Genomic DNA, 13,367 nt, shown 5'->3' on the forward strand with positions numbered 1-13,367 from the left:
GGGCCCGGTTGCGGGGGCGTGAGCGCCATGGATGGCGCGACCGAGGCTACATGGGTGAGGGCGCTTTGCTTGCGAAGCACTGCTTCGCAAGCGCCCGAACGCCCAGCCGCCGGCGGCTGGGCCGGACCCCGGAGGGCGATTCACGCCGTCCCCCGCAACCGGACCCACCCCGCCATCCCACGGAATGCAGGCCTTTGACCTTGACGTTGCCCTGGCCTCTGCGGGTGCAGGGCGCAGCCCTGCAAACAGCCCCATTCAGACAGGTAAGTGCAGGTCACAGGATAAGCAGACGCCTTGTTGCCTCCGCCAATCGGGTTCACATTCCTGTGCAGAAGACGGGCCGCTGCCCGTTGCCGAGACAACAGGAGCCCTGCATGTCCGCTGCCCCCACCACCGCCATTTCCCGTGATCCGGCCACCGGCCAGCAGATCGCCAGCCACCCCTTCGCTACCGACGCCGAACTGGAAGCCATCCTCGATCGCGGCCAGGTCGGCTTTGCGGCCTGGAGCGTCAAGAGCCTCGAACAGCGCGCAGACGTACTGCGTGCGATGGCCGCCGTACTGCGGCGTGACCGTGAAAAGCTGGCCGCGCTGGCTACCGCCGAGATGGGCAAGGTGCAGGCCGAATCGCTGGCCGAGATCGAGAAGTGCGCCGTGCTGTGCGACTGGTACGCCGACCACGGTGCGCAGTTCCTGCGCGACGAGCCGACCCAGGTGCTCGACGACAAGGCCTATGTGGCCTACCTGCCGCTGGGCGTGGTGCTGGGCATCATGCCGTGGAACTTCCCGTACTGGCAGGTGATGCGTGCGGCGGTGCCGATCCTGATGGGCGGCAACGGCTTCCTGCTGAAGCCGGCCGAGAACATCGTCGGTACCGCGCAGCTGCTCGACGCGGCCTGGCGCGATGCCGGGCTGCCGGAAGGCACCTTCATCGCCGCCAACATCAGCCGCGAGGGCACCAGCCGCGCGATCGCCGATGATCGCATCGCCGCAGTGACCCTGACCGGCAGCGTGGCCGCAGGCCGCAGCATCGCCGCCCAGGCCGGGCAGGCGCTGAAGAAGGTGGTGCTGGAGCTGGGGGGCTCGGATCCGTTCATCGTGCTGGCCGACGCCGATCTGGACGCCGCCGTTGATGCGGCGGTGGCCTCGCGCTTCCAGAACACCGGGCAGGTCTGCATCGCCGGAAAGCGCATCATCGTCGAAGACGCGGTCTACGATCGTTTCGTGGCGCAGTTCTGCCAGAAGGTGCAGGCACTGACCATCGGCGATGGCCGCGACCCGGCCAACCGCATCGGCCCGATGGCGCGCCAGGACCTGCTGGAGCAGCTCGATGCGCAGGTACGGGCTTCGGTGGAGGCCGGTGCGCGGCTGCTGGTTGGCGGCCACCCGCTGGATCGCCCTGGAGCCTTCTATGCACCCACCGTGCTGGCCGACGTAGAGCCTGGCATGCAGGCCTTCGATACCGAGACCTTCGGGCCGGTGGCCTCGATCAGTCGCGCCCGCGACGCCGACCATGCGGTGGAACTGGCCAACCAGAGCGAATTCGGCCTGAGCGGCAACCTGTGGACCGGCGACCGCGCACGGGCCATGCAGCTGGCGCGCCGGCTGCAGACCGGCGGCGTGTTCGTCAACGGCTTCTCCGCTTCAGACCCGCGCGTGCCGATCGGCGGCGTGAAAAAGAGTGGCTTCGGTCGTGAGCTCTCGCACTTCGGCATCCGCGAATTCGTCAACGCGCAGACGGTGTGGTTCGACAAGCGTTGACGCGCGGCTCTCATCCTTCCTGCAACGATCCACCACCAGTCCAGCGAAAAGGACGGCATTCCAATGTCCAAGGGTTCAGACCTGCTCGTCGCCGCGCTTGAGAACGAAGGCGTCGAGCGCATTTTCGGTATTCCCGGCGAAGAGAACCTCGACGTGGTCGAGTCGCTTCGTCATTCCAGCATCGAGCTGGTCATCACCCGCCACGAACAGGCAGCGGTGTTCATGGCTGCAACCTATGGCCGCCTGACCGGCAAGCCCGGCGTGTGCCTGGCCACGCTCGGCCCCGGCGCGCTCAACTTCACCACCGGCGCCGCCTATGCGCTGCTGGGTGCGTGGCCGGTGATCATGATCACCGGCCAGAAGGGCATCGTCGCCAGCAAGCAGGCGCGCTTCCAGATTGTCGACATCGTCGGCACGATGAAGCCGCTGACCAAGCAGGCGCGGCAGATCGTCTCGGCGCGCACGATCCCGACCATCGTCCGCGAGGCGTTCCGTGTCGCTCAGGAGGAGCGCCCGGGCCCGGTGCTGCTGGAGCTGCCCGAAGACATCGCGGCCGATGAGGTCGAGGGCGTGGCGCTGATTCCGCCGCATGCGGTGGACCGTCCCATTGCCAGCCCGGAGGCGCTGGATCGGGCGGCTGAGATCATCCGCAATGCCAAGCGGCCGTTGTTGATGATCGCATCGGCGGCGTCGCGACCGCAGTCCAGTGAAGCGCTGTCGGCCTTTGTGTTGCGCGCCGGCATCCCGTTCTTCACCACGCAGATGGGCAAGGGCGCGGTGGCCGGAGGTTCGGGCCTGTACATGGGCACCGCCGCGCTGACCGAGCGTGACTACGTGCACATGGCGATCGACCAGGCTGACGTGATCGTGACCATCGGCCACGAGGTGACCGAAAAGCCGCCGTTCGTGATGCGCCCGGGTGGCCCGACCGTGATCCATATCGGCTACTCGCAGGCGGCGGTGGAACAGGTGTACTTCCCGCAGGTGGAGGTGATCGGCGACATCGGCCGTTCGCTCACCCAACTGGCCGACCGCATCGAAGGCGCGGTGCCGAACGCCGATGCTTTGCTGCCGCTGCGCGCGACCATCCTCGAGCATCTGGCCGACCGCGCCGAAGAGGCCGGGTTCACACCGCAGCGGCTGGTGCACGACGTGCGCCAGGTGATGCCGCCGGACGGCATCGTGGCGCTGGACAACGGCATGTACAAGATCTGGTTCGCCCGCAACTACCGTACCCAGGTCGCCAACACATTGCTGCTGGACAACGCGCTGGCGACCATGGGCGCGGGCCTGCCATCGGCGATCATGGCCTCGATCCTGTATCCACAGCGGCGGGTGCTGGCGGTGTGTGGTGATGGTGGTTTCATGATGAACAGCCAGGAGCTGGAGACAGCGCGCCGGCTGGGGCTCAACCTGGTGGTGCTGATCCTCAATGACGGCGCCTACGGCATGATCCGCTGGAAGCAAGCGGTGGATGGCTTCACCGACTACGGCATGACCTTCAGCAACCCCGACTTCGTGAAGTACGCCGAGGCCTATGGCTGCAAGGGGCATGAGGTGACCGCCATCGAGCAGTTCATCCCGACCCTGCAGGCGGCCTTCAACGAGGGCGGGGTGCACCTGGTGTCGGTACCGATCGATTACTCGGAAAACCAGCGGGTGCTGGTGGACGAGCTGCGCCAGGCGTTCCCCGGGAACAGGTAGATATCCAGGGGCCAGGTAGGGTCCCGGATGGGGTCAGATCCCTTTGCTGCGCAAAGGGATCTGACCCCTCTCCCGGCTTGGGCAGGGCGGTTTTGGTATGCTGGGCAACCGGCTGTGCCGGGCGCAGCATCCCCCCTCACTACACGATTCCCGCAGATCCATGAGCGAAGCTACCGATACCCCCCCCGTCGACGAGAACAAGTTGATCGCCGAGCGCCGTGAGAAACTCAAAGCGCTGCGTGGGCAGGGCATCGCGTACCCGAACGATTTCCGTCGTGAGGACTTCGCCGGCCGCCTGCAGGACGAATTCGCCGATGCCGAACAGTGGACCGCCGAGGCGCTGGAAGGCAACGGCCGCCAGGTGAAGATGGCCGGCCGCCTGATGGCCAAGCGCATCATGGGCAAGGCGAGCTTCGCGCAGATCCAGGACGAGTCCGGCCGCATCCAGCTGTTCCTGCAGGGGGCCGTGCTGGGCGATGCCTACACCGCGTTCAAGGGCTGGGACGTGGGCGACATCATCGCCGTAGAAGGTGGCCTGACCCGCACCAAGACCGGCGAGCTGTCGGTCAAGGCCGAGTCGATCCGCCTGCTGACCAAGTCGCTGCGTCCGTTGCCGGACAAGTGGCATGGCCTGGCCGACGTCGAGCAGCGTTACCGCCAGCGTTACGTCGACCTGATCGTCACCCCGGAGTCGCGCGCGGTCTTCATCAAGCGCTCGAAGATCATCCGCGCCATGCGTGCGTGGCTGGACAACCGCGACTTCCTGGAAGTCGAGACGCCGATGATGCATTACATCCCCGGCGGCGCGGCGGCCAAGCCGTTCACCACCCACCACAACGCGCTGGACCTGGACCTGTACCTGCGCGTGGCGCCGGAGCTGTACCTCAAGCGCCTGACGGTGGGCGGCCTGGAGCGCGTGTACGAGATCAACCGCAACTTCCGCAACGAAGGCGTCAGCACCCGCCACAATCCAGAATTCACCATGATGGAGCTGTACGAGGCCTATGCCACGTACAACGAGATCATGGACCTGACCGAAGGCGTGATCCGTGACGTGGCCAGGACAGTCAACGGCAGCACCGAGGTCGAGTGGGACGGGGCGAAGATCGACCTGGGCCCGGCGTTCCGCCGCTGGCGCATGGACGAAGCCGTGCGCCACCACAACCCGGAAATCTCGGTTGCCGACTGCACCGACCGTGACGCGCTACTGCGCCATTGCGAGCGCTTGAACATCCGCGTCAAGCCGTCCTACGGCTGGGGCAAGCTGCTGCTTGAGATCTTCGAGGCCACCGTCGAGCACACCCTGATCCAGCCGACCTTCATCACCGACCATCCGGTGGAAGTCTCGCCGCTGGCCCGTGCCAACGACAATGATCCGGGCTACACCGACCGCTTCGAGCTGTTCGTCAACGGCAAGGAGCTGGCCAATGGCTTCTCCGAGTTGAACGACCCGGAAGACCAGGCTCAGCGCTTCCAGGCCCAGGTGGCCGCGAAGGAAGGTGGCGACGACGAGGCCATGCACTACGACGCCGACTACATCCGTGCGCTGGAGTACGGCATGGCCCCGACCGGCGGCCTGGGTATCGGCGTCGATCGTCTGGTGATGCTGCTGACCGGCAGCAGCTCGATCCGCGATGTGCTGCTGTTCCCGTACATGCGTCCGGAGCAGTAAGTCACCTTTTTGACTCCCGATTGTGCGCGCCGTCCCGAAACGAGACGGCGCGATTGACGCGTCCCGCACTCGGCGTATCGTAATTGCACTACCTTGACGCCTGCTATGGCTTGATCGGCGTTAGGGGAGGGCACGGTGTGGGGAGTCCGCTTCACATTGTGATGACGATCATGAATCGGGATGCACGACACGGGAGTCAGGCCGATGCAGGGTGCGAGCGTTCGCAGCGGCAGAGTATCCTCGCCTGCTGATGATCCAGCGTGGTCGAAAAACCAGGCAGAGTACGCGTTGAATATCGTCATCGTTGATGACCAGACTTCCGCCCGGACGATGCTGCGTCACGTCATCGAAGACATCGCGCCGGAACTGAGCGTGTATGACTTCGGCGATCCGCTGACCGCATTGGCCTGGTGTGAAGCCCATCCGGTCGACCTGCTGCTGCTCGATTACCGCATGCCGGAGATGGACGGGCTGGAATTCGCTCGCCGTTTCCGTCGGCTGCCCAAGCACCGCGACATTCCGGTGATCCTGATCACCGTGGTCGGTGACGAGCCGATCCGCCAGGCGGCACTGGAAGCAGGGGTCATCGACTTCCTGGTCAAGCCGATCCGCCCGCGCGAACTGCGTGCGCGCTGCTACAACCTGCTGCAGCTGCGCCAGCAGACCGAGAACGTGAAGCAACGGGCGCTGTCGCTGGAGCAGCGCCTGCTGGCCAGCATGCATGAGGTCGAAGAGCGGGAGCGCGAAACGCTGTCGCGGCTGGCGCGCGCGATCGAGTTCCGTGATGCCGGCACCAGCGCCTACCTGGAGCGCATGGCACGTGTGGCCGGCCTGATTGCCGAACAGCTCGGGCTGCCCGAGGAGGAGGTGCGCCTGATCGAAATGGCTGCGCCGCTGCATGACATGGGCAAGATCGCCATTCCCGATGCGGTGCTGCTCAAGCAGGGCAAGCTCAACGAGGAGGAGCTGGCGATCATGCGCCGGCACCCGCGGATTGGCCATGAACTGCTGAGCGGCAGCCAGAATCGTTTCATCCAGGTTGGCGCGTTGATCGCACTGCGTCATCATGAGCGCTACGACGGCAGCGGCTATCCTGATGGGCTGGTCGGCGATGCGATTCCGCTGGAAGCGCGCATCGTGGCTGTCGCCGATGTCTTCGACGCCCTGATTTCGCCCCGTCCGTACAAGGAAGCATGGACCATGGAAGCCACCCTGGCTTATCTCTACGCCCAGCGTGGACGGCTGTTCGATCCCCGATGTGTGGACGCGCTGCTGCGCGGCCGCGAACAGCTGGACCAGATCTGCGCCGAGCATTCGATGGCGTCCGCGCGCCCGGGGCTGGGCGCGTGAAACGGCTGTTGTCGCAGCTGCGGCTGCGCCTGTCCCAGCGCCAGGACAGCGAACACGGCCAGCAGATCGTCCGTATTGTCCTGATCAGCCTGATCCTGGCCTACGTGCTGTTGCCGGCGCCGCGCCACGATCTGCCGCACACGCAGTACGTGGGCGTGCTGGCGATCGTCTTGACCGGCCTGAGCCTGTCGCTGCTGCTGTTCGGCTGGCTGCTGTGGCGGCCGGCGCGTTCCGATCCCCGCCGCGTGCTGGGCATGCTCGCCGACTATGGCCTGATCGCTGCCGGCATGGTGCAGATGGGCGAGCCGCTGGCCTGGGTCTACATCGTGGTGATGTGGGTGACGGTCGGCAACGGCATGCGCTTCGGCAACCACTACCTGTACGTGGCGGTGGCGATGGCGATGGTGAGCTTCGGTTGCACGGTGCTGCTGACGCCTTACTGGCAACAGAATTTCCGTCTGGCCATCGGCCTCTGGCTCGGCCTGGCGGCGGTGCCGCTGTACTTCTCGACACTGCTGCGGCAGCTGACCGAAGCGATGGCCGAGGCGCGCCGTGCCAGCGAGGCCAAGAGCCGTTTCCTGGCCAACATGAGCCACGAGTTCCGCACGCCGTTGAACGGCCTCAACGGCATGACCGAAGTGCTGGCGACCACGCGCCTGGACGATGAGCAGCGCGAGTGCCTCAACACCATCCAGGCGTCGTCGCGCAGCCTGCTGGCGCTGGTGGAGGAAGTGCTGGACATCTCGGCCATCGAGGCCGGCAAGCTGCGCGTGGTGGCCGAAGACTTCGCCGTGGCCGACGTGATCCAGGCGATCGGGCTGATCCTGTTGCCGCAGGCCAAGGCCAAGCGCCTGGATTACCGGGTGAAGGTCGCCGATGGTGTGCCGCCCCGCGTGCGCGGAGACGTCGGGCACCTGCGGCAGATCCTGCTGAACCTGGCCGGCAACGCGGTCAAGTTCACCGATCACGGCCGGGTCGAAATCCGTGTCAGCGTGGTGCAGGCCGATACCAGTGGCGCGGTGCGGCTGCGCTTCGACATCCTCGACACCGGCATCGGTGTAGCGCCGGCCATGCGTGCGCGGCTGTTCGATGCCTTCGAGCAGGCTGACGTCAGCATGGCGCGTCGCCACGAGGGCACCGGGCTGGGCACGACCATCGCCAAGGGCCTGGTCGAAGCAATGGACGGCGATATCGGTTATCTGGAAAACCCGCCGCGCGGCAGCCATTTCTGGGTCGAGCTGCCGTTCGCGCCGCCGCAACCGCAGGTGCCGGGTGCGGTGCCGAGCCTGACCGGCGACGACGACGCGGGGCCGGGTGGCAACGTGATCGCATTTGCCGACCCGTTCCTGCGCCATCGCGCCCGCGTGCGCAGCATGCAGATCCTGGTGGCCGACGACCACGAGGCCAACCGCATGGTCCTGCAGCGCCTGCTGCAGAAGGCCGGGCATCGCGTGCTGTGCGTGGACGGCGGTGAGGCAGTGCTGGATGCGCTGGCCGACAGTGAATTCGATGCGGTCATCGTCGACCTGCACATGCCGGGCATGAGTGGGCTGGACATGCTGAAGGAGTTGCGGGTGATGCAGGCCGGCGGCGGTCCGCGCACGCCGGTGCTGGTGCTCAGTGCCGATGTCACGCCCGAGGCGATCCAGCGCTGCACCCAGGCTGGGGCGCATGCTTTCCTGGCCAAGCCCGTGGTGGCGGTGCGCCTGCTCGATACCCTGGCCGAGATCGCCAGCAACGCCCAGCTGAAGACCATGGCCGCACCGGTGGTGCGACCGATGGCGCTGCAGGATGGGGTGCTCGACAGCAGCGTGCTGGACGAGCTGGCCTCGCTGGGGATGGGCGAGGGCTTCGAACGTGAGTTCATCCGCCAGTGCCTGGAGGACGTGGCGGGCTGCATGGGCAAGGCCGAGCAGGCCGGTGAGGCCACGCAGTGGGATGTGTTCCGCGAACAATCCCACGCGATCAAGGGCGTGGCCAGCAACCTTGGCCTGATGCGCGCGTCCAACCGTGCCGGCGAGCTGATGCGGATGGCCGACTGGCAGCTGAAGACCGAATGGCGCCAGCGCCTGGGCATCCTGCAGGAGGCGATCAAGGAAGGCCGGCGCGCGCTGGAGGCACGGGCCGAACGCCGGCTGCGCGGCGCTGCCGACGATGGCGAGGCGCGTTGAACCACGGCAGGGTGCATAAAAAAAGCCCGGTGGCCAACCGGGCTTGAACCCATCCTGGGGGAGGGATGAATCAGGCCGCGTCGAGGCTGGCGCGACGGGTCTGGGCCTTGATCAGGCGGTCCATGGTGCGCAGCGAACGGTCGCCGAGGGCCAGGGCGGAATCGACCCAAACCTTGGTGATCTCCAGCAGTTCGTCGTAGCTGACCGGCTGGGCGATGGCGCGTGCGGCGTTCATCGCCAGATAGGACTGCGGTGTGCGCTGCTGCTGGCGGATCAGTTCTTCCACCGCCGCCCGGCCTTCGCCCTTCTTCACTAGCACGTCGACCACGCCCATCGCGTGCATCTCCTCGGCGCTGTAGACCCGGCCGTCGAGGATGATCTTCTCGGCGAGGTGGGGGGACACGCGCCGGCACAGGAAGGAGTACGCACCCATGCCCGGGAACAGGCCGAACAGCACCTCCGGCAGGCCCAGTCCGCTGCCTTCCTCGGCGACGATGGTGTGGCAGGCCAGGGCCATTTCCAGCCCGCCGCCGAGGGCGTCACCCTGGATCAGCGCGATCGAACGGACGTCGCCGCCGAACCCGGTGTGCAGGTGGTGCACGCCCTCCACGCAGCGCTGGGCATAGTTCAGCAGGAGGTCGCGGTTGCCTTCGCGGATCAGGCGTGTGAACAGGTCCAGGTCGCCGCCCAGATTGTAGGCGACGGCATCGGAGGCCAGCACGAAATGCCGCAATGTTCCGCTGTGGCGTTCGGCAGGGCTGCGGGTGATGGCCGCCATGTAGCTCCACATCTCGTCGAGCATGTCCTTGCGGCAGCAGGGGCGGATCCCGGTGGCGGCATCGGCGTGCATGAACAGCCAGTGGGCAGCGCCGCCGGCGCTGTCTTCGGTGCGGATGGTGGCGAACGGTGAGCCGCTTGAAGGCAGCTTTTCGATGGTACTCATGGAAGGGTCCTCGGCATGCGGCCCGCAGTGTCAGGTGGGTGGCCGGCGGGCCGAACGGTCCACACACGCGGCGATGCTACACCGCCCCAGGGGCGTCGCATGCGAAAGGGCCCGGGACGTTTCCGCCCCGGGCCCTGCATCGTTCAAATTGCCGCAAACCCTTACTGGGCGGGCGTATCGCGGAGTTCGCGGCGGAGGATCTTGCCGACATTGGTCTTCGGCAGCTCCTTTCGGAATTCAACGATTTTGGGGTGCTTGTAGCCGGTCAGGTTGGCCCGGGCATGCTCCTTGACCATTTCGGCGGTCAGGTTCGGGTCCTTCTTCACGATGACCACCTTGACCACTTCCCCGGACTTTTCGTCCGGCACGCCGACCGCGGCCACTTCCAGCACGCCCGGCATCATCGCGATCACGTCCTCGACTTCATTCGGGTACACGTTGAAGCCGGACACCAGGATCATGTCCTTCTTGCGGTCGACGATGTAGAAGAAGCCGTGTTCGTCCATCTTCGCCATGTCGCCGGTATGCAGCCAGCCGTCGGCATCGATCGCCTTGGCGGTTTCCTCCGGGCGCTGCCAGTAGCCCTTCATCACCTGCGGGCCCTTGATGCAGAGCTCGCCGACCTCGCCCAGCGGTAGGATGGCGCTGTTGTCGTCCTTGATGCAGGCATCGGTGGACGGGATCGGCAGGCCGATCGAGCCGTTGTATTCGGTCAGGGTGAGCGGGTTGATGCAGGCCGCCGGCGAGGTCTCGGTCAGGCCATACGCCTCGACCAGGGTCACCCCGGTGACCTTCTTCCAACGCTCGGCCACGGCGCGTTGCACCGCCATGCCGCCGCCCAGGGTGACCTTCAGCGAGGAAAAGTCGACCGTGTCGAAGCCGGGGGTGTTGAGCAGGCCATTGAACAGCGTGTTGACGCCGGTGATGGCGGTGAAGCGCACCGACTTGAGCTCCTTGACGAAGCCCTTCATGTCACGCGGATTGGTGATCAGGTGGTTGCAGCCACCGAACTTCATGAAGACCAGCCCGTTCGCGGTCAGTGCGAAGATGTGGTACAGCGGCAGGGCGGTGATGATCCACTCCTTGCCCATCTCGATGCCCGACGCACTGATCCAGGCCGAGGCCTGCTGCATGTTGGCGATCAGGTTGCGGTTGGTCAGCATCGCGCCCTTGGCCACGCCGGTGGTGCCGCCGGTGTACTGCAGGAACGCAATGTCGTCGTGGTCGATCTCGACCTGGGGCAGGCTGTGGCGGCTGCCGATCTTCAGCGCCTGGCGGAAGCGCACCGCGCCCTTGAGATGGTAGTTGGGCACCATCTTCTTGATGTACTTCAGCACGAAGTTGACGATCACGCCCTTGGCGCCAAGCAGGTCGCCCAGGCCGGTGGTGATCACGTGCTTGACCGGCGTATCGGCGATGACCTGCTCGACGGTGTCGCCGAAGTTGTCGACCACCACCAGTGCGGTCACGCCGGCATCGATCAGCTGGTGCTTGAGCTCGCGCGCGGTGTACAACGGATTGACATTGACCACGGTCAGGCCGGCGCGCAGCACGCCGAAGGTGGCCACCGGGTACTGCAGGCAGTTGGGCATCATCAGGGCGACGCGGTCACCCTTCTTGAGCTTGAGCTCTCCCAGCAGGTAGGCCGCGAACTGATTGACCAGCGCGTCGGTCTCGCCATAGGTGAGGACCTTGCCGAAGCTGGAGTAGGCGGGACGGTCGCGGAATTTCGCGACGGAAGCGTCGAAGACCGAAGCTACCGAATGGAACTCGTTGACGTCGATCTCGGCGGGAACGCCTTTCGGATAGCTCTGCAGCCAGGGACGATCCAGACTCATATTCCCCCTCCAGGAATCGTGATGTATTAGGTTCCGGCCCTGAGCGTATCGACAACGGCCGGTCATTGCAGCATACCCCGCCGTAGGGAAAACGCGAAGAGGCCCCGAAGGGCCTCTTTGCTGGGTAGTGCCGGCCGCTGGCCGGCATCTGCGCTCGATCGGGATTCCGGTTGGTGCCGGCCAGCGGCCGGCACTACCGTGGCGCCAACCGGGCCGCTTGCGTCAGCCCTGCTTGCGCACCGGTGCGCCGTTGGCCTTGTAGTACGGCGCAGTGCTGCGGGCCAGCGGGGTGCGGCCGCGGATCACGTCGGCCAGCTTCTCGGCCATCATGATGGTCGGCGCGTTGAGGTTGCCGGTCACCACCTGCGGCATGATCGAGGCATCGACGATGCGGAGGCCTTCCAGGCCGTGCACGCGACCCTGGCCATCGACCACCGCCATCGGGTCATCAGCATGGCCCATCTTGTTCGAGCACGACGGGTGGTAGGCGGTTTCGGCATGCTCGCGCACGAATGCATCGATCTGCGCGTCGGTCTGCAGTGCACTGCCCGGCGAGATCTCGCGGCCGCTGTACGGGGCCAGCGCCGGCTGCGCGAAGATCTCGCGGGTGATGCGGATCGCCGCGCGGAATTCGCGCCAGTCCTGCTCGTGCGACATGTAGTTGAACAGGATGCTCGGATGTTCGCGCGGGTCCTTCGAGCGCACATGGATGCGGCCACGGCTGGGCGAGCGCATCGAGCCGACGTGCATCTGGAAGCTGTGCGCCTTGATCGGGTTGGAGCCGTTGTAGTTGATCGCCACCGGCAGGAAGTGGTACTGCAGGTTCGGCCAGTCGAACTCGGCGTCGCTGCGGATGAAGCCACCGGCCTCGAACTGGTTGCTGGCGCCGATGCCGGTGCCCAGGAACAGCCACTCGGCACCGATCGCCGGCTGGTTGTACAGCTTCAGCGCCGGCGCCAGCGACACCGGCTTCTTGCATTCGTACTGCAGGTACATCTCAAGGTGATCCTGCAGGTTGGCGCCGACGCCGGGCAGGTGGTGCACCAGGTCGATGTCCAGGCTGCGCAGCAGGTCGGCCGGGCCGACACCCGAGCGCTGCAGGATCTGCGGCGAGGCGATGGCGCCGCCGCACAGCAGCACTTCGCGGCGGGCGGTGGCGCGCTGCGGCTGGTCGTTGTGCAGCCACTGCACGCCCACCGCGCGCTTGCCCGAGAACAGGATGCGGTCGGTCAGCGCGTGGGTGACGATGGTCAGGTTCGGGCGTGGCTTGGCCAGGTCCAGGTAGCCGCGGGCGGTGCTGGAACGACGGCCGTTCGGGGTCACCGTGCGGTCCATCGGGCCGAAGCCTTCCTGCTGATAGCCGTTGAGGTCGTCGGTGCGCGGGTAGCCGGCCTGCACGCCGGCTTCGACCATCGCAGCGAACAGTTCGTTGTTGCCGGCCTTCGGCGTGGTCACCCGCAGCGGGCCATCACCACCGTGGTAGTCGTTGGGGCCGATGTCGCGGGTTTCGGCCTTGCGGAAGTAGGGCAGGCAGTCCAGATAGGTCCAGTCTTCCAGGCCCGGCATGCTGGCCCAGTTGTCGTAGTCCATCGCGTTGCCGCGGATGTAGCACATGCCGTTGATCAGCGACGAGCCACCCAGGCCCTTGCCGCGGCCGCAGTCCATGCGGCGGTTGTTCATGAAGGGCTCCGGATCGGTCTTGTACGCCCAGTTGTAGCGCTTGCCCTGCAGCGGGAAGGCCAGTGCAGCCGGCATCTGGGTACGGAAGTCGAGCCGGTAGTCCGGGCCACCGGCTTCCAGCAGCAGCACGCTGACATCGGCATCTTCGGTGAGGCGGGTGGCCAGCACGTTGCCGGCTGAACCGGCGCCGATGATGATGTAGTCGTACTCGTTATGGGTGCTCATGGGTGTCTCCTGCAGGCCGGGGCG

At 66.1% G+C, this 13,367-nt stretch carries 8 protein-coding genes; 5 read left to right on the forward strand and 3 right to left on the reverse strand.

All coding sequences use genetic code 11. From position 1 onward, the window contains the following. Positions 1 to 374: 374 nt before the first annotated feature. The 5 genes from ACM0PB_RS19985 (at position 375) to ACM0PB_RS20005 (ending at position 8,657) form a co-directional block, all read left to right on the forward strand. Positions 375 to 1,760, forward strand: coding sequence for an NAD-dependent succinate-semialdehyde dehydrogenase (locus ACM0PB_RS19985; RefSeq protein ID WP_414604845.1), 1,386 nt, complete (start codon positions 375 to 377; stop codon positions 1,758 to 1,760). Positions 1,761 to 1,823: 63 nt separating this feature from the next. Continuing rightward, positions 1,824 to 3,464, forward strand: a complete 1,641-nt coding sequence (locus ACM0PB_RS19990) for an acetolactate synthase large subunit (protein WP_053499439.1) — start codon at positions 1,824 to 1,826, stop codon at positions 3,462 to 3,464. A 160-nt stretch (positions 3,465 to 3,624) separates the two neighbouring features. After that, positions 3,625 to 5,136: a lysine--tRNA ligase gene (lysS, locus tag ACM0PB_RS19995; RefSeq protein WP_053499438.1), complete on the forward strand. Its 1,512-nt coding sequence runs from the start codon at positions 3,625 to 3,627 to the stop codon at positions 5,134 to 5,136. 204 nt (positions 5,137 to 5,340) lie between these two features. Next, positions 5,341 to 6,486 carry a cyclic di-GMP phosphodiesterase response regulator RpfG gene (rpfG, locus tag ACM0PB_RS20000; RefSeq protein ID WP_049435901.1) on the forward strand — a complete coding sequence of 382 codons (1,146 nt, stop codon included), beginning with the start codon at positions 5,341 to 5,343 and terminating at the stop codon, positions 6,484 to 6,486. Beyond that, positions 6,483 to 8,657, forward strand: a complete 2,175-nt coding sequence (locus tag ACM0PB_RS20005; protein ID WP_164230388.1) for a response regulator — start codon at positions 6,483 to 6,485, stop codon at positions 8,655 to 8,657. The genes rpfG and ACM0PB_RS20005 overlap by 4 nt, the downstream gene beginning before the upstream one ends. 70 nt (positions 8,658 to 8,727) lie before the next feature. Here the strand turns inward: ACM0PB_RS20005 and ACM0PB_RS20010 are convergent, their stop codons facing one another. The 3 genes from ACM0PB_RS20010 to betA form a co-directional block, all read right to left on the reverse strand. Further along, entirely contained in the window at positions 8,728 to 9,600 is an 873-nt protein-coding gene (locus ACM0PB_RS20010; RefSeq protein ID WP_065184932.1) for a crotonase/enoyl-CoA hydratase family protein, read from the reverse strand. 161 nt (positions 9,601 to 9,761) lie between these two features. Continuing rightward, positions 9,762 to 11,438, reverse strand: coding sequence for a long-chain fatty acid--CoA ligase (locus ACM0PB_RS20015; RefSeq protein ID WP_065177624.1), 1,677 nt, complete (start codon positions 11,436 to 11,438; stop codon positions 9,762 to 9,764). A gap of 222 nt (positions 11,439 to 11,660) precedes the next feature. Next, entirely contained in the window at positions 11,661 to 13,343 is a 1,683-nt protein-coding gene (gene betA, locus ACM0PB_RS20020; protein WP_005416392.1) for a choline dehydrogenase, read from the reverse strand. Positions 13,344 to 13,367: the final 24 nt, after the last annotated feature.

The sequence above is a fragment of the Stenotrophomonas sp. AR029 genome, from assembly GCF_047520695.2.
GTDB classification, from domain to species: domain Bacteria; phylum Pseudomonadota; class Gammaproteobacteria; order Xanthomonadales; family Xanthomonadaceae; genus Stenotrophomonas; species Stenotrophomonas sepilia.